A 17,371-nucleotide genomic window follows, 5' to 3' on the forward strand; every position below is an offset into this window, starting at 1 on the left:
AAGTATGCCAGTAATGGCTGATGTTATTCATAAAGAACGCTCGCTCTATCGCAATATTTTAGTTGAAGAAACAGGTGATTTACGCTGTTTAAAGTTTGACGAAAAAACGCGTAAAAGTAGCCAAAGTTGTATGTATATAAGCAAGCCAGACAAACTTGTATTTAATTACACAAAAATGAGCTTTGCTAGCTTATTGATGATAGATAACCCTAAAAATGTACTTATCATTGGTCTAGGTGGTGGTACTTTATCAAACGTAATACATGAGCTATACCCTAATGCCACTATAGAAAATGTAGAAATAGACCCGGCGGTTATTAAAGTTGCACGTGATTATTTTAACTTTATTGAAACGGATAAAGTCACTGTAAAAGTTCAAGATGGACGTATCTTTATAAAGCGTGCCGCGATAAAAAAAGCGCAATATGATTGGATAATTCTTGATGCGTTTAACGGTGATTACATACCTGAACACCTTCTAACGAAAGAGTTTTTTGCAGAGGTTAAAAGTGTTCTTACACCAAACGGCATTGTAGCCGCCAATACGTTTTCATCGAGTAAATTATATCAACATGAATCAGCTACTTACCATGCGGTGTTTGGTGACTTTATTAATGTTACAACTGAAAAAAACAGTAACCGAATAATACTCGCGGGCTTTGATAAATTACCCAGTGATAAAGTATTAAATGAACGTATGAAGACGCTTGCCCCAGCTCTTAAAAAATATGACATAGATATCGAAAAACTCCGAAATAGTTTATTTTTTACTAAAGGAAATCGGGACTGGCCAGAAGATACAAAAGTACTAACCGATCAGTACTCTCCTGCTAATTTACTTAATTTTTAATGATTTAATCTCGAAAGATAATCATATCTAAAGCCGATGAAAGTCGGCTTATTCTAAGGTTGAGTAAGCCTGTTCATATCAGGTGATCTTATTGTTTATTGCATGACTCCTATTTGCTTTAAATATTTAGTAGTCACTTGACTAACGACCCCTCAAATAATACACAAAACACTGTGACATTTACTTAGCATGCTAAGTAATGTTAAACTAGTTAGCATGCTAACTAAGTGAGACCTGTATGACTTTACCCCTTCCCTTTCATGAGACTTTAGATTTATCTTTATGCGGCAACATGGGCCGCGTGCATCGCTTGTGCCGTGAAGCTGTGACAGCTGCTGTAGAGCCTTTGGGATTAACCCAGTCTCGTTGGACTGCGATGATCCATCTAAACCATCTACCTGATGGTGCAACTCAGCAGCAATTAGCCCACAGCTTAGGGATTGAAATGCCCTCACTCACTCGAACCGTAAAACAGCTTGAGCAACAACAGTTGATCACTCGACGTGTTGATGCTGACGATAAACGAAGTCGAAAAATTTACTTTACTGAGCAAGGCCAACACTTACTCACTACACTTAAAGTACTCATCACTGATGTTAAGCAACAGCTGTACGCAGGGCTTAGCACAGAGCAATTAGACACAATGGCTCATGGACTCTTGCAAATGGAAGAAAATGCACGCAGTTGCTTTACACGTTTAAATGAAGAGAGATAAGCGATGACGCCAGATCAAAAGTTTGCCCGTTATGTCAAAATATCCTTAGTTGGATTTATTCTACTTTTTGTCTATTTTGTGATTGCAGATATGTATTTACCCGTGACTCCCCAAGCACGTGTTTTTCATCCTGTTGTACAAGTAACACCTCAAGTAAGCGGGCGAGTTAATGAAGTACTAGTTAATAATAATCAATTGGTAAAACGTGGTGAGGCATTGTTTTTAATTGAACCAGCCCCTTTTAAATTAGCGGTTGAGCAAGCAGAGCTCACTTATGCGGATGCTCAGCTACAAAACCAACGGTTCGACAGTAGTGTAAAAGCGATTGAGGCTCAATTAGCAGCCGCGAATGCGAAGCTGCATGAGCAGAAATTGTTGTTTGACCGCGGTGAGTCATTACTTAAAAAGCGCTCAATATCTGATCAAGAATATGAAACTATTAACGCTAACTTTCAATCTAGCAAGGCAAATGTGTCGGCAATCGAAGCACAGCTAACAGAAGCAAAATTAGCACGGGGTCAACGAGGTGATGATAACCTTGCGCTTCGACATGCAAAAAACCGATTAGCCCAAGCTAAATTAAACCTGTCTTATAGCCAAGTCAGTGCTGATATAGATGGTAAAGTTGCGAATTTGCAAGTTAATAACGGTACCTATGCCAATAAAGGCCAGCCCATGCTCGCCATTGTGGCGAATAAAGCGGATTTAGTGGCTGATTTTCGCGAAAAATCATTAACCAATTTTAAGCTTAAAAGCTCGGCAAAAGTAACCTTTGATGCTTTACCTGGTAAGGTATTTGATGGGGTTATTAGCTCATTTGAAGCGGGCGTAAGTGATGGTCAAATCAATGCGAATGGTTTACTTAGCAGTACTGAAAACAGCAACCGTTGGGTAAGAGATGCCCAGCGTCAACGTATTCACATCAAGCTGGATGAGCCAGAGTTATTGAGTAAGTTACCCAGTGGCGCACGTGCTACAGTACAATTGCTACCAGATTCAACGGTCGGGCAATGGTGTGCCAGCGCGCAAATTCGGTTAATTAGCTTGCTGCATTTCATTTATTAGGGGGACAAATGACAGTGCCAACCCTTGATAAAAATGGATTAAGGCAAGCATTGCGAATTGCTGGCGGTAGTGCGCTTGGTTTTAGCATCTGCAAACTAATGAACTGGCCAAATGGTATCTTTTTTACTGTCTACCCTATGCTATTGCTTGGTTTGGTGCCAATTTTAAACGGCCATATTATCCGCCAGTTTTTTGCTAGTGCGGCGTTTAGCGCATTTTTTGTATTAGTGGTACAAGGCTTATTCTCTCACTTACCTATTATGATGACTTTATTGAGTTTTTTAGCATTTGCTTTTTTGTTTTATCAAATGAGTCGTGGGGTAAATTTCCTGTTTGGTGCTTTGAGTGTGGTGAGCTTATCTATCCAGCTTCACTTTTCTAGTTATGTGGGTAATGGTACGAGTATTTATCCGCTGATTATAAGTAACGGTCTAGCCGTGTTAGTAACAGTTTTGGCCGCGGTATTAATGCATTTTGTGTTTCCCGATGTAGCCCCGCGCCAAGCTAGGAAGATGCCAGACAAAGCAGTTGAAAGTGTTCGTCATGAAGTGCTGTTATGTGCCAGTGTGGCGACTCTATCGTTTGTCATTTTTCAGATATTTGATTTACAAGATTCAATATCAGCGCAAGCTGCCTCTATTTTAATTTTGTTTCCGCTGTGTTTTAAAGCTGCGGGTATGGCTGGTTGGCAACGCGCTGTGGGGACGCTTATTGGCTGTAATCTAGCCTTGGTATCGCAATTGTTTTTATATAATCACACCGATATATTGTTATTCCCAGCGCTAATCTTATGGATTTTGACCTTTATTTTCAGCCGCTATCATATTATTGCAGGCGGGCTTCCGGGTGTTGGTTTTGGCGTGATCACTACGTTTGGTATTTTGTTTGGCCAATCACTCGGCCCTGGACAAGACTTGGTTTATAGCGCTTTGTATCGCTTTTCGTCAGTGTCGGTGGCTATTTTATTAAGCCTATGTGCCGTGTATATTATACATCATATTCTTAATCGGTTTAATGTAACCCGTCACCATACGTTTGATTAAGTTTAAGAACACTCGGACTAAAGAGCTAACAAAAAACCGGGGTTATTTACGGGGTATGAGCCACAAAGTTAAAGCGCCGGCTAATATTCCCCAAAATGCAGAGCCAACAGAAAATAAGCTAAGATCAGACGCTGTAACTAAAAAAGTGATCATGGCGGCTTCTGTATAATAACTGTCAGATAATGCTTGTTGTAAGCTTGAAGCAATCGTAGTAAATAGCGCAATACCTGCCAGTGCTAAAATGAGCGCCTGCGGTAAACTGGCCACTAAGCCTACTAGTGTTGCTGCGCCAATCGCCATCAAAATATAAAATACCCCGCCAGCAATACTCGCCCAATAGCGTTTGCTCGAGTCTTTATCAGCTTCGTCACTCATGCAGATTGCTGCGGTAATGGCGGCTAAATTAATCGCGTAACCACCAAAAGGCGCAATCAAAATATTTGTAAAGCCCGTCACGTTTAGGGATGCAGAAACCGGCGCTGGGTAATTATGTGCTTTTAATACTGCAATACCAGGCAGGTTTTGTGAGGTCATAGTGACGATATAAAGTGGAACACCAATGCCGATCATTGCTTGTAAGTTAAATTCTGGCGCTATAAATGCAAATTCGCTCATTTTCCATTGCCAGCTACTGGTATCTATTTGTCCTGTTACACCCGCCATAATAAACCCCGCTATAAGCACCATTAACATAGTGAAGCGCGGCATTAAACGTTTGCTAAGTAAATAAACGAGCACCATTGCACCAATTAGCAGTGGCTTATCGGCCATAAAATTAAATACATCGATACCAAAAGTTACCAGCACACCAGCGAGCATTGCACAGGCAATTTGGCTGGGTATGCGCTGCATTACTTTTTCAAACCAACCTGTGATACCCGATATAAACACCAGCAATGCGCTAAACATAAATGCGCCAACCGCCTGATTTAAACTATAACCTTGTGCGCTGGTTATTAACAAAGCAGCGCCTGTGGTAGACCAGGCTATTAGTATAGGTATTTTGTAATAATAGGATAGCCCAATAGAGGTCACGCCCATAGCAAGGCCAAGCATTAAGACCCAGCTTGCGACTAAATCAGCTGTACCGCCAAGTACAATAACAACTTGATAAATCAGAGCGATTGAGCTGGTAAAACCTATAATTACAGCAACTAACCCAGCGGTTATGCGATTTATTAATTGATCAGAAAGTTGCATGAAAACCTTGTTTTTATTCAATTGGTTATACGTCTAGTTATACATATTTCTTTCACAATTACTAGCATCAATGAAATTGTTAGTGTTCACAGCGACCAGAACAAGGTAAACATTAACAAAAATTAATGTTCTCTCCACCTTGCGGGCGTGCGCTCTCAAGTAAAGTAATGCTCATACACAAGGTAGAACAATTAATTATATTTGGAGCTAGATATGAAAAACCAGCACACACGTCATCTTTTTAAGGTGCTTTCATTAAGCGCAATAACACTTGCATTATCGGCATGTGGCAGCAACAGTTCAGAAAATTCATCAACAAGACCTGAAACAACAACGCCAGAAACGGCCAAATTACCGAGTGTGTTAATCGGCGCAGTATCAGCCATATCAAGCTCCTCTATTACGGTTAACCAAAGTGAACTACCTGCTGCGAGTGCAGAAATAGAAATTGATGGCGTGAATGGAAATTTAAGCCAACTACAAGTCGGTATGATGGTTGAAGCAGAGACTAACGGCGCTCAAGTAACTGAGATTGACTATGAGCCTAATTTTAAAGGTCCTGTACTTATTGAAAATGGTACGGCTAGTATTGCCGGTGTGATATTTGAAGGGTTTGATAGTACTTTAGTCAATAATGGTGACTTCGTTGAAGTAAGCGGCTTTAATAGTGCATTTAATACCTTAACGGTAACTTATCAACAAGCCATTACTAACAGCTTAACAGAGCTTGAAGTTGAAGGTGTCATTACGCAATTAAATACTCAACTACGCACTTTTCAGTTAGGTAATATCACTATTAATTACCAACAAGCTGAAGTTGATGGCCTTATTAGTAATGGTCAATTTGTAGAAGTTGAAGGCATTATGCAAGCGCAGCAGTTAATAGCGAGCGAAGTTGACGCTGAACGCCAAAATGATTTTGATGATAATATCGACACAGAACTAAATGGTAAAATTACATTCATTAATAATAACTCAACGCTGATGACTATAAATGGACAATGGCAAGTAAGCTTAACTGAACAAACACGTTATGAAGGTGGCACTGTTAATGATTTAGTTGTTGGTGCACTTGTCGAAGTTGAAGCTTTATATCAACAACAAAGTAATTTATTTATGGCTCAAGAAGTTGACTTTGAATCAGGTTCGAGTGATTCAACAACGATAAATAAGGAGTTTTCTGTTGCTGGAATTGCTAGTTATAATAATGAAGGTATCGTAACAATTAATAATTATCAATTTACACTCAGTAACCAAACCGTATTTGACGATGGCTTAACTCAAGCAACTATTAATGGTCAGTTTCTTGAATTAGAAGGAATTATCACCGATGATATCAATATTGTGAGTGAAGTTGAATTAATGGATGCCAATGATTCACTTAGCTTAACTGGGTATGTAATTACACAAAGCGAGCAATCTAGACTTTGGGGTTATGTTAGCGAAGACAATTCACTTAACGCTTATGCCGACCAATATGCAGAGGTAGAATGTGAATTAGTTAGTGGCAATCAAGTACGAGCTTGTCGTCTCGACGATTAACTGTAAAAAGTAAAATAGCAGCGCATCTTGCGCTGCTATTTTTGAGGTTTATGATGAAAAAAATACTATTATTCAGTTTGTTATTTATCTCATCGATAAGTAGTGCTAAAAGCTCTGCGATTTATGAAAAATTGCACCATGCTAAATCAGCCAAACCAACGGCTATTTTAGAAAAAGTAGAAAATAAGTATAAGAGCGAAGCGGTCATTGTAGAGTTTGAACTTGAGTTTGAAAAAGGTAAAACGACCTACGAAGTCACGTTATATCAGGCTAACCGAAATCGCTTTATTGAATTATTGTTAGATAAAGATGGCGACTTAATCGAGTTAGAGTATGAAGCGCCAGAACTTGATGAACAAGAAGAGATTGCCGCCGCAGATATTATGCAAAAAAAAGGCTATACCATGCAGTTATTAGTGGCAAAACTGAATGACTCAAGCGAGCACTACTTAATTGAAGCCCAGTTAGAGCAAGATATGGGTATTACTTATATGGTGGCCACATTTGTTAATGAGCGTGGACGCCATAAAAAAGCAATTGATTTAACTACAGGTAAAGATTTACCTTTACTAAGGTGGGGGAATTAATGAAGTTATTATTGGTTGAAGACGATAAGCAAAACCGTGACTTTTTATATAAAGCGTTTAGTGAACAAGGTTATACTGTTGATACTGCAGCTGATGGTCAACAAGGATTACTGTTAGCAACGTGCGAAGATCACGATATAATTGTATTAGACCGAATGTTACCCAAGCTAGATGGAATACAAGTGTTAGCCGCATTAAGAGCGACGGGTAAAACGACCCCTGTTTTGATTTTATCAGCCCTAGATAAAGTAGACGACCGTGTAACCGGTTTAAAAGCAGGAGGTGATGATTATTTAATTAAACCTTTTGCGTTTTCTGAATTAGCAATTAGGGCCGAGAACCTTATTAAACGGCACACGGTGCAGCAGCCTCTTAGCACACAGTTAAGCCTAGCGAATTTACACTTAGACTATGCAAACCATAAAGCCGATGTTGACAATCAGACGCTAAGCTTACAACCAAAAGAGTTTAAATTATTGCGCTTTTTACTTGAACATCCTGACAAGTTAGTTACCCGTACATTATTATTTGAATCAGTTTGGGAGTACCATTTTGATCCGGGTACAAATGTCATTGATGTGCATATAGCTAGGCTTCGTAAAAAACTACAGGAATTGAATGCATTAGTTTGTATCGAAACTATTCGTGGTGTTGGTTACCGCCTTACCAAAGAGCAGATAAATGCCAATTAAAGACTCAGCTTGGCGTCAAATTGACCCACGTAGTAGCTCTGTATGGCGGTTAACCTTAGGGTTTGCAGTGATAATGTCGGTCATGCTAGTACTGACCGTAGTCTTAATTTATCAATTATTATTAGGCGAACAAAACCGTCAAGTTGAACGGCGCCTTACTGCAGAAAAATTACGCATAGAAGGCTTAGCGAATGAATTCTCTTCAAGTAGCTTTTATTCTCAATTAGACGTGTTCCGCAATGAAAGTGAATTGCTACTTTTTTGGCATAGTGACGGCGAACAAAGCCAGCAGTTAAGCTTTTTACCTGAAGATATTCCTGCTTTACCTAAAACCATTGTTTTTCCTGTATTAGATACGCAACGTGGACAAATTCGTTTATTAACGACTGGGATTGTCCATACTTCTCATGGTGATATTGTTTTAGCGACCGCGACTGAGAATTTACAGCAACTTATTATTGAATTTAAAACCGTTGCATTTTGGGCGTGCCTAATTAGTTTATTATTAACGGGTCTATTTGGTTATATATTTGCTAGAAGACACTTACGCAGAGTGCATTATTTTAATAGCACGGCAGAACAAGTACAAAATGGTGATTTATCTGCTCGCATCAGTCACAAACAAAAAGGTGATGAATTTGACAAACTTGGTGCGCATATCAATACGATGCTCGATGCCGTCGAAGACAACTTTGCTTTAGTACAAGGGATTACCGATAACATTGCTCATGATTTAAAAACTCCGCTGACTCGCTTAAGATTAAACTTAGAGCAGCAAGCTGCCCACTTCCCTGAAATAGGTTTAGAAATAGAGCAACTTGATACTATTATCAATACGTTTGATGCAATGCTTAAACTAACTCGTTTAGAACATGGCAAATTTCCGCTTAATTTACAGCGCATTGATTGTCAGTTATTGGCCGAAGACCTTATTGATATGTTACAGCCAAGTGCTGATTGTAATAAACAACAAATTAAACTTTATTCTACAGTCCCTTTGATTTTACAAGGCGACAAAAATTTATTATTTCAGGCACTTTTTAATTTACTTGATAACGCAATTAAATATGCAGGTATTGATGCCTGCATTTCAATTACCATTGATGCAAGCTCTTTGAGCATTAGCGATGATGGCTCAGGGGTTGAAAAAGCGCAACTAAGTCAACTCACGAAACGCTTTTATCGCGGCGATCCTGCGCGTCAGTATGAAGGATTTGGTTTAGGACTTGCGACCGTTAAAGCTATTTGTGATAGGCACAATCTATTGCTCGATTTAACCAGCAATAGTGGTGGCTTTTGCGCCACCATCACGGACAACTTGGATTAAAACACACCTACTTAAGCGCAGGCCACAATGTACTACCATCGCCATCAATCTTGCTAAGAAGCTGAATCCCTAATACTTTTGTAATCATAGGGTAAATATCAAGGTTACTGACTTCGTTTAATGTTATACCTTCTTTAAACGCTGGCCCCATGGCAATAAAAGTCGCTGCCATATCATCGTTATATGCATATCCATGAGTGCCTAAATAGCTTACTTTTCCTGAGTTAGAAAATGCCTTCGGTGCAGTTGTTTGTAAAATAATGTCGCCAGTACGACCATTATTTTGATAATGATATTCAGCACGTTGTGCATCAGTAAGTACTGTGTAGCGCCCTTTTGCAGCTTGAGTTAAGCGCTTTTTATAGGTTGTTACTTGCGCTTGAGATGTTCCTTTACTGGCATAGATAAGTACCCTAGGGCCAGTATTTTTAACCATGAATGTATCATCTTTAGGAAGGCTACTTAAGTCAATGCTCTGCTTGGGGTCAACTTTACTCATACCGTGATCAGAGACAATTACTAAATTAATATTTTGCTCAAGCTTAGCAAGGCGTTGTTGTAATTGTCCCATTAGCGCATCTACTTCGTGCACAGCTTGTTTTGTTTGCAGCGCATCTGGGCCAAATTCATGGCCCATACTATCGACTAATGAAAAATAGCTGATCACTAAACGAGGTCGTTGCGCTTTAGGCAGTGTTAACCACTGTACTATTTGGTCAACTCGATTTTGATAATCGCTGTGTTTTGAATAATGGTAATAATAATCGGGTAGCATTCCGTTAAAACGCGCATCTGATTCAGGCCAAAAATAGGTGGCCGACTTTAAGCCCTGCATCGAGGCCAGGTTCCACAGTGGAATACCATTAAACCAAGTACTATCGTCTTTCCCCTTGCCCATGCTGTAGCAGTCATTACGCACTGTGTCGCAAAAACGGTTATCAACAACACCATGATTTATCGGTAATAGTCCGGTAATTATTGATAAATGATTTGGAAAGGTTTTAGTTGGGTACACAGGGCGCATTTTATTGCCCCGTACACCCTGATTCGCGATATGTGCGATATTTTTCGCATTATGTTTTTCGATGTAATCCCAGCGAAAACCATCAAGTGAAATGAGTACCACAGTTTGTTCATCACTTGCTTTCACATCGAGACTCGCAATAGCGATAAAAACAAAAATTAAGCTTAATAAACGCATTAGTATTCCTAGTTAAACTTATTTATACGATCAGTTATGGTGTCATATTCTTTACGGAACTTAGCAATCGTTTTTTTCAATGTGCTGACACTTCGCGTTAATCTCGATGAATTAATCGATGCACAAACAGATGCCAGTAAAGTTGTTACCACGATAAATACACTAAATAATATTATTGGGAGAAAGTGAATGTTATCGAATAATAAAGGCGTTTTCTCGAGCTGAGCGATGGCTGTTCTTGGGATAAACTCTGCAATAAATGAAGAGTAGTCTCGAGGCGTAAAGTAGGCAGTGCAGCCTGCGGCTATAATGCCAAGTACTATAGTCCAGCCAACTCCTTTGGTCATGCTAAATTCAGTCACAGATCGAGTGCGGTAATCTAATTGTTTAGTTAAGTTGTGGCAATATTCGCGGTAGTAACACTGGTAGTGTGTGGTATCTATATCGCTGTAGGCATAGAAAATCCAATCACCCAAGTCTACCGAGCCAATAATATCTTCACCAGCATTGAATACATAAGACTCTGCGTTTGCTGTTGATAGGGTAATCTGTCCTTGCATGGAGGTGTTTCTGTTTCTATAAACTTCAGTTGTACTGCGCTCGCTTGTATCTACGTGCATTCCACCGCGATAAGTGTTTGTTGTCTCGGTTCTTGTTATCGCTTGCTCTGACTGGGAACTTTTTGCTTTTTGAGATTTATCAATAACTTTACCGAGTATCGCTTGATGAGTAATTTTGCCCGATTCATTGCGTCCTAATACATTTTTGTGCGTGTACTTTTTCGTGTATTCGGTGCTAAATTCACTCATAAGTTTAGCTTCAAATTCAGCAATAGTTGTAGGTTTTGTTACTTGGGATGTTTGCTGATCGCATCGTGATAACGGCGCTATTGAATCTTTAGTTTCTTCGATATGTGTTGGCTGCTTTTCTCCACAATCATAACAATAATGAGCATCACTGCTTATGCGCTTTTGACAACCAATACAGACGATATCGGCACTATTATGTAAGCGAGACAGCATGTTATACCCTAACTGTCGCTTAGTTGTATCGAGCATTTTATCTGCAATCTCATTTGAATGCTCATAGCGTGCTTGTGTTTTAACCTTCGCTTTTTTATTGTTACTTATTTCCATCAGTAGTACGCCGATTAATACAGGCAGTGTGATGAGGGTTGCTTGAATAAACTCAAGCTCAGTAAAAAAGAGTAAGCAAACCATCATAATTAAGCTGACTAAAAACCATAAAAAATAGCTGCTTTGAAAGTCATTATTGATGCTCTCATGCCAACTGCGATGTTGTTTTTTGTCAAAATGTGCTACCACGATTGGATAAAAATCATCATTAGTTACACGTTGTTTTGCATCCCTTGAAGCTATTTTATGGTTTAATATCATCGCACTAGGGTGGAAAACGGTAATCGCTGTGCCTTTTTTTAAATCCGCTAGAATTTCTGGTTCTGCATCAATATTGAAATGATGAATAACACCCTTTGTGTCCTCGACCTCTAGCCACCAAAATCCATAAAACATATTATCGTTGGAATTTTTATAACGACGTTTATAGTAAAACATGGACTTGATAATACCTGTGAGCAGTTGTGTATCAGGCGAAATGTTTTTTAAATCATCGAGAATACCAGGGTGAATCTCCTCAACTGATAAAAGTTGCGGTTTTTCTTTTAGTTGCTCGCCACAATCAGGGCAATGATTGTCGGTTACATAAATAGCTTGCTGGCAATGCTGCATTTTAATTCCTTGTGAATTTACTGACGCGTTAGAGTGATACTTAAGTTTTGTTCACCGGCATCTAGTTGATGCCATCTGCGATATGTCTTGTAGCCCGGCGCAGACACTTGAATATCATAACTACCAGATTTAAGAATCATTCCCTGTTTATATTTAGGGCCAATATTCATGATGCGTACAGTAAAGTTTGTGGCATTACTTTGTACTGTTAGTTTTGTTTTTTGTGCAACGACATAGTTGCGTTTTTGCTGCTGTTTAGCGTTTAAATTTATTTCGTCATGACGCAAAATATCTATTTTAGCCAGCGCATGGCTTAGTGGACTAAACTTCTGATACAAATGAAAATGTTCTTCAAATTTTAATCCCAATGGATGCAATATAGGTTGGGCATGTAAAGTCCAACGAATTGCATAGCTAAATACGGGGTTGCTCGACTCATCGACTTTTTCTAAAAAATAATTAACGGGGCTTTGTGTATCCTTAGTAAAGCTATTTGAGACAAACATAACAGGCACAATTAAGATAATTGCTGGCATTAATAGCTTGTTTAACAGCGCTATAACTGAAAACCCTTGTTTAGTTTGGGCTGGTATAATCAGCTGCCATAGTTTGAGCGGTAACTTGCTAAATGTTAAGCAAATTAAAAACAATGATAACGACATTGAAATAGGCGGAATAATGACTGAGCGTAATGCTTGTTTGCCATATTGCGCATATTCACCACCATCCGCAAATTTACCTTGTGAACCAGTTAGCATCGCCATGTATCTGTCTGCACGTTTAGCTACATTTGGGTCAAGAACATGCTCCTTAAAGTTCTTTTTATTCCAATCTGCGCGAATACCTTTAACATATAAGTCGCCCATTCGATCTGCGATTCTAGCCTGAATTTGTGGAGCTAATTGAAATTGAACCCAGCTTAAGTTGGGCTCAAGTGATAACTTACGCTGAGCCATTTCTTGGCGCCATGAGGCGTTAGCTTGCGCTGTTACTTTAGTATGTACGGCAGCTGCAAATGTAGAACGTTGCGCAATACTCCAATTATCAGGTAATTGGAGCCCTTTACTTTTGAAGTGAGAGCGTAGCTTTTTAGCCGTTGTTTCATGGCTTCTAAACACCATTAAATCGTCTATTGTAAAAGGGTAGCCCGTCTCTTTCTCAAACATATTATGAAAATTAGGGTGCTGTAAAAAACGCACTTGATAATGATCCGGGTCGTCGGTGTATTTATAGCGTTTGTCTTTTAACCCGCCATCACCTCCAGTGGCTAAACTGGCCGCTTGTAGTGCTGTATAAACACCGCCAGTTAATACTCCCATCAATATGCTTCCTGCGGCATTTTCAGTCGCTGATATACTTTCAACAATGAGCCAATAATCAGGCTCAATATAGCCTAAGCCAGCCTTCAATATGTTGCTTCTATAATCAGCACTTGCACGTTCATAGCAACGATTAAGACGATCTTTCTCACTGCTTTTATCATAACGGTCTGAGCATTTATTGATACGCTCGTGGTAATCATATATTTTGGGACCGTATTTTTGTGCTCGTGCCGACGCCTTGGCAATATGGGCTTTTTGAGCTTTTTGGTATTGCCCCCAACCATCATTGATTTCTTGTTCTACTTGTTGCCAATACCCTTGCTCACGCTCATCGATAGTGGCTAATGTATGGTTATATTTTTTACTGCCCTTGGCATATGATTTATATTTTTCTACGAGCTCATCATAGAGCTGGCTGTAATCGTGGTAATGTTTATCGAAGTCTTGGTATGCTTTTTTTTGTACAAAGGCCGCAATAATTTTGCGTTTGTCTTTTTCAATATTGTCTGAAAGCGCTGCATCACTGTAGAGCAAGCCACCAAAGAGAGCGAGAAAGGTTAAGTTTTCTGAGCTTTTTAAATCAGCAGAGTCATAATCTAACCCATTTACCTTTATTGTATTCATCGCTAAGGCATCTCTAAGCGCTGCACTGTAAGTAGCAAATTGCCTTTGCTCAGCTGTTGAAGGCTCAATTAATGTTTTTTCTATGACATATTTTTGGCCGTAAAATACTACAGGCCAAACTAAACATAACAGCGCGACTAATGAAATGATTCCTCGGCCAAATTTAGCAACCCATGGCTTTGGTAAAAAATCAGCCAATAAAAGTGAAACACCAACTCCCGAAACCGCCCGGCCATAAATTTCCAGGTGTTCCAAATCTTTGGCGTCTGGTGTTCCTAAACCAACTAGCGACACTAATTGGGAATTAAATATTGCCTCAGGAATAAGGTATAAGGTAGCAAGTATGAGTAATAAGTAGCGCCACCAAAATGGTTTTGTGTTTGTTTTCATTATTTAAGCTTATTATTTTTTACGAAGTTCTAGTTCAATCACAGGGTCTGTTTCTAAACTAAAATCTTCGTCTGTTTCTCGATTACCAATGTCAAAGTTTGGCGCAGGTGTAGCTTGTTTTGTCTTCGGTGTATAAGACTGGGTTGATGTCGATTTAAGTTTATTACCAACCGCAGGATAGAGCTGATTGCGAGTATAATTTGCTAAATTGTCTAAACGCTCTAAATCTAAGTCAATTGGCATGCTGGCAATTAATTTAGCGTTAATATCATCGGTGTAAACGGGCTTTACAGGCGGTAACTCAAATACAGAACAAAATCCGTAAACAGTGTCATCAATGATAACTGAGTCAGGGCGAAGGTGTTTAGCTTGCGCTAATAAACTATTTTCGTGGTATTCATGACCATTGATAGAGTAAGTGGCTAGAGGGATCCCTTGGCGTTGAGCAGCTCCCTTTAACGAGCTGGCTGATTGCTTGTAATGGCGTATATCCAGTACATAACCAAAGTTGCGTTTGAGCTGTTTTTTAAGCTTATCTAGCTTTAAAGGAGTGTCATAGCGAGTAACACGATGCCGGCGACTACCAAATGCCTGAATACTTTCAAGTTGTTCTTTATTACGCTCATAAATAGGGTCGCTTCCTGCTCCTCTTTTTAAGTCCGCAGCTAGTTTTTGTAGTGAGGCTTTTGCGGGCGATTGAATATATGCTAAGTAAATATCAGGATTTATACTTCGCATGCGAATTAGATTACGCATCTCTAGGCTACTAAAAAAATAATTGCCAGTGCCAATATATTTGTGCGCTAAGTAATCGAGCATTTTTAAGTTATCAATACCAGCACGAGACTTTATTTCTATGTTTATGCTTTGTCCGGGTTTACGTGCATGTGAAAAAGCAGAGGCTAAAGCATTAAATGATGGCGGTACGTTGCCGGTAAGCATTCCTGTTGCTTGATCTCGCTCTCGTAAATACCCCCACTCTTTTTCATAACGAATAGACTCTATTTTGCGTTGTTCATTGTCAGTTGTGCCTGTTTCTCTGCCGGTGCGTGCATCATGATGAACTACCCATACGTTATCACGGGTTGCACGAACATCTATTTCAATCACGTCAAAATTATTGTCTATTGCATCAAGCACTGCGTTAATCGAATTTTCTGGGTACCTGATTGAACCTCGGTGGCTTTGCAATTGAAAATTATTGCACTGGCGTTGCCCTGTGTAATTTATATTGCCAATACTGGTTTCATAAAACCCTCGAGCTGCCAATACTTTAGCACGGGCATCTAATGTTTTAATTTCAGTTGTTGTGAGGGGCAAAGCCTGCTCTGAGGACGTGCTTTGACAAGCAGTTAAAAGAACACAACTAATGAGTGTGTGTATTAAAAGGCACTGCCTAAAGAGAGTTTGTCGCATCATGCATGTATAAAGCCGCAAAAAGGCTGTCCTTATATGAATAGAAAAAGAAAAGTAATGAAAATGAATAATATATTAACGAGTGGGTAAGATTAAAGTAATAACTCAAATAAAACCAAATATTTTAATTTATGATACAAGCTGTTAGATTAAACTAACGCTAAATGAGGAGCTGCTATGATCGACTTTCGCAAAAAAATTACGCCCGCACGTGAATTGCGTACCACTGGTCATTTACAAATGGCTCTAGAAAGCGATCGGGGTCGTATTATCAATAGTGCGGCTATTCGTCGATTACAGCAAAAAACACAAGTTTTTCCGTTAGAGCGCAATGCGGCTGTGCGTTCAAGACTCACTCATTCTCTTGAGGTGCAACAAGTTGGTCGGTTTATTGTACAGCGTATATTTCATTATTTAACGCAGCAACAGCAACGAGAGTTTGGGCTAATCGGTTTAGAACGGTCACTTGAAAGTCTGGTTGAAATGGCCTGCTTAATGCACGATATAGGTAATCCACCGTTTGGGCATTTTGGTGAAGCTGCGATTAATCATTGGTTTTCTGATAACTTAACGAACTTAACCCCTGAGCGCTGCGCTGATCCTCACACTGGCATTGGGGTCGTGTTTAAACATCTAGCACACGACATAATCAATTTTGAAGGTAATGCCCAAGGGATCCGAATTGTACATTCGTTACTTGGTTTAAACTTAACATATTGTCAAACGGCAGGGATTTTAAAATATACGCGCCCCGCAAGTATGAAACACTCTGATATTCCTACTAATAAAAATTACTTAATGAAAAAGGTAGGTTTTTATTATAGTGAAAAGAACTTTGTTGAGTCGTTGCAAAAAGAGCTGGAAATAGAACCCCACTGTCGTCATCCTGCCAGCTATATTATGGAAGCCGCTGATGATATTTCATATTGCCTTGCAGACATCGAAGATGCTGTAGAAAAGGGTATTATTAGTGTGGATACTTTATGCGATAAACTTAAAACACATTACAAAAAGGTGCTAATAAATTTAACTATTAATGATATTGAGCACCAAGATTTTGTTGCTAAAGCGGTTGATTACGCAAAGGACAAAGCAAATCAGCAGCCATATAACTTTAATAGTGAGTTTTTTATATACTTACGAGTGTCGTTGTTACACCCACTGGTGAATTATGCTGCAAAGCGTTTTATAGATAATATAGAAGCTGTATTTCATGGTGATTTTAATCAAGCATTATTAGAAGATCGCAGCCATTTACATGCTGTCACAAAAACCTTAAAGCAAGTTGCGCTTGAACATGTGTTTTCTCACAAAGAAGTTGAAAAACTAGAGCTGCAAGGATACCGCATAATAAATGGTTTACTCGATTGTTATAAACCGTTATTGCAATTGACACTCGATGAATTCAAACGCGTTGTTAACGGCGACAACCGTTTTTTAATAGAAAGTCGACTATTGAAAAAGCTATCTAAAAAACATTTAAACAGCTATCAACATGCTATAGCAGCAATGCAGGCGGAGCCTGATCATGTTATAGCTTACGAATTTTATTATCGCTGTCGACTATTACAAGATTATATTAGCGGTATGACAGATCAATTCGCCTATGACGAGTATCGGGCTTTAATGGTGATAGATTAAATACTGGC

General features: G+C 39.2%; 14 protein-coding genes. 9 read left to right on the forward strand and 5 right to left on the reverse strand.

What is annotated here, in order from left to right:
- Window positions 1–4 precede the first annotated feature (4 nt).
- The 4 genes from AAEU30_RS00590 (at window position 5) to AAEU30_RS00605 (ending at window position 3,673) form a co-directional block, all read left to right on the forward strand.
- Window positions 5–850: a spermidine synthase gene (locus AAEU30_RS00590; protein ID WP_421959031.1), complete on the forward strand. Its 846-nt coding sequence runs from the start codon at window positions 5–7 to the stop codon at window positions 848–850.
- Between the two features lie 238 nt (window positions 851–1,088).
- Window positions 1,089–1,565, forward strand: a complete 477-nt coding sequence (locus AAEU30_RS00595) for a MarR family transcriptional regulator (protein ID WP_421958807.1) — start codon at window positions 1,089–1,091, stop codon at window positions 1,563–1,565.
- 3 nt (window positions 1,566–1,568) lie between these two features.
- Window positions 1,569–2,630, forward strand: a complete 1,062-nt coding sequence (locus AAEU30_RS00600) for an HlyD family secretion protein (RefSeq protein ID WP_421958808.1) — start codon at window positions 1,569–1,571, stop codon at window positions 2,628–2,630.
- A gap of 8 nt (window positions 2,631–2,638) precedes the next feature.
- Window positions 2,639–3,673 carry a DUF2955 domain-containing protein gene (locus AAEU30_RS00605; protein ID WP_421958809.1) on the forward strand — a complete coding sequence of 345 codons (1,035 nt, stop codon included), beginning with the start codon at window positions 2,639–2,641 and terminating at the stop codon, window positions 3,671–3,673.
- Between the two features lie 42 nt (window positions 3,674–3,715).
- On the opposite strand, the gene AAEU30_RS00610 is transcribed toward AAEU30_RS00605, so the two are convergent.
- The gene (locus AAEU30_RS00610; protein WP_421958810.1) at window positions 3,716–4,873 is read right to left on the reverse strand and encodes a benzoate/H(+) symporter BenE family transporter; all 1,158 of its coding nucleotides are present in this window, start codon (window positions 4,871–4,873) and stop codon (window positions 3,716–3,718) included.
- A gap of 213 nt (window positions 4,874–5,086) precedes the next feature.
- Between AAEU30_RS00610 and AAEU30_RS00615 the strand changes: the two genes are divergently transcribed.
- From AAEU30_RS00615 to AAEU30_RS00630, 4 genes are read left to right on the forward strand one after another with little or no spacing between them, the layout of a single operon-like run.
- Entirely contained in the window at window positions 5,087–6,415 is a 1,329-nt protein-coding gene (locus AAEU30_RS00615) for a DUF5666 domain-containing protein (protein ID WP_421958811.1), read from the forward strand.
- Window positions 6,416–6,465: 50 nt separating this feature from the next.
- Complete coding sequence (locus AAEU30_RS00620; RefSeq protein WP_421958812.1) at window positions 6,466–7,002, forward strand: hypothetical protein; 537 nt, start codon at window positions 6,466–6,468, stop codon at window positions 7,000–7,002.
- Window positions 7,002–7,694, forward strand: a complete 693-nt coding sequence (locus AAEU30_RS00625; protein ID WP_421958813.1) for a response regulator transcription factor — start codon at window positions 7,002–7,004, stop codon at window positions 7,692–7,694. Before AAEU30_RS00620 ends, AAEU30_RS00625 begins: the two co-directional genes overlap by 1 nt.
- Window positions 7,684–9,021: an ATP-binding protein gene (locus AAEU30_RS00630; protein WP_421958814.1), complete on the forward strand. Its 1,338-nt coding sequence runs from the start codon at window positions 7,684–7,686 to the stop codon at window positions 9,019–9,021. Before AAEU30_RS00625 ends, AAEU30_RS00630 begins: the two co-directional genes overlap by 11 nt.
- 7 nt (window positions 9,022–9,028) lie before the next feature.
- Here AAEU30_RS00630 and AAEU30_RS00635 read toward each other — a convergent pair whose 3' ends face one another.
- From AAEU30_RS00635 to AAEU30_RS00650, 4 genes are read right to left on the reverse strand one after another with little or no spacing between them, the layout of a single operon-like run.
- The gene (locus AAEU30_RS00635; protein WP_421958815.1) at window positions 9,029–10,222 is read right to left on the reverse strand and encodes an alkaline phosphatase family protein; all 1,194 of its coding nucleotides are present in this window, start codon (window positions 10,220–10,222) and stop codon (window positions 9,029–9,031) included.
- Window positions 10,223–10,230: 8 nt separating this feature from the next.
- The gene (locus tag AAEU30_RS00640) at window positions 10,231–11,970 is read right to left on the reverse strand and encodes a hypothetical protein (protein ID WP_421958816.1); all 1,740 of its coding nucleotides are present in this window, start codon (window positions 11,968–11,970) and stop codon (window positions 10,231–10,233) included.
- Window positions 11,971–11,987: 17 nt separating this feature from the next.
- Window positions 11,988–14,306 (reverse strand): PEGA domain-containing protein, encoded by a 2,319-nt coding sequence (locus AAEU30_RS00645; protein ID WP_421958817.1) that lies wholly within the window; start codon window positions 14,304–14,306, stop codon window positions 11,988–11,990.
- 12 nt (window positions 14,307–14,318) lie between these two features.
- Window positions 14,319–15,626 (reverse strand): glycerophosphodiester phosphodiesterase, encoded by a 1,308-nt coding sequence (locus AAEU30_RS00650; protein ID WP_421958818.1) that lies wholly within the window; start codon window positions 15,624–15,626, stop codon window positions 14,319–14,321.
- Between the two features lie 273 nt (window positions 15,627–15,899).
- Between AAEU30_RS00650 and dgt the strand changes: the two genes are divergently transcribed.
- A complete protein-coding gene (gene dgt, locus AAEU30_RS00655; RefSeq protein ID WP_421958819.1) occupies window positions 15,900–17,363 on the forward strand; it encodes a dGTPase in 1,464 nt (487 codons plus the stop codon).
- Window positions 17,364–17,371 lie beyond the last annotated feature (8 nt).

Source organism: Pseudoalteromonas mucoides (assembly GCF_049257175.1).
In the GTDB taxonomy this organism is placed as follows: domain Bacteria; phylum Pseudomonadota; class Gammaproteobacteria; order Enterobacterales; family Alteromonadaceae; genus Pseudoalteromonas.

Bases quoted from the DNA above. Each gene is read 5' to 3' on its own strand.
- AAEU30_RS00610 (WP_421958810.1), bottom strand. From the start codon at position 4,873: ATGCAACTTTCTGATCAATTAATAAATCGCATAACCGCTGGGTTAGTT.
- AAEU30_RS00615 (WP_421958811.1), top strand. From the start codon at position 5,087: ATGAAAAACCAGCACACACGTCATCTTTTTAAGGTGCTTTCATTAAGC.
- AAEU30_RS00600 (WP_421958808.1), top strand. From the start codon at position 1,569: ATGACGCCAGATCAAAAGTTTGCCCGTTATGTCAAAATATCCTTAGTT.
- AAEU30_RS00605 (WP_421958809.1), top strand. From the start codon at position 2,639: ATGACAGTGCCAACCCTTGATAAAAATGGATTAAGGCAAGCATTGCGA.
- AAEU30_RS00640 (WP_421958816.1), bottom strand. From the start codon at position 11,970: ATGCAGCATTGCCAGCAAGCTATTTATGTAACCGACAATCATTGCCCT.
- AAEU30_RS00595 (WP_421958807.1), top strand. From the start codon at position 1,089: ATGACTTTACCCCTTCCCTTTCATGAGACTTTAGATTTATCTTTATGC.
- AAEU30_RS00645 (WP_421958817.1), bottom strand. From the start codon at position 14,306: ATGAAAACAAACACAAAACCATTTTGGTGGCGCTACTTATTACTCATA.
- AAEU30_RS00590 (WP_421959031.1), top strand. From the start codon at position 5: ATGCCAGTAATGGCTGATGTTATTCATAAAGAACGCTCGCTCTATCGC.
- AAEU30_RS00630 (WP_421958814.1), top strand. From the start codon at position 7,684: ATGCCAATTAAAGACTCAGCTTGGCGTCAAATTGACCCACGTAGTAGC.
- AAEU30_RS00620 (WP_421958812.1), top strand. From the start codon at position 6,466: ATGATGAAAAAAATACTATTATTCAGTTTGTTATTTATCTCATCGATA.
- AAEU30_RS00635 (WP_421958815.1), bottom strand. From the start codon at position 10,222: ATGCGTTTATTAAGCTTAATTTTTGTTTTTATCGCTATTGCGAGTCTC.
- dgt (WP_421958819.1), top strand. From the start codon at position 15,900: ATGATCGACTTTCGCAAAAAAATTACGCCCGCACGTGAATTGCGTACC.
- AAEU30_RS00625 (WP_421958813.1), top strand. From the start codon at position 7,002: ATGAAGTTATTATTGGTTGAAGACGATAAGCAAAACCGTGACTTTTTA.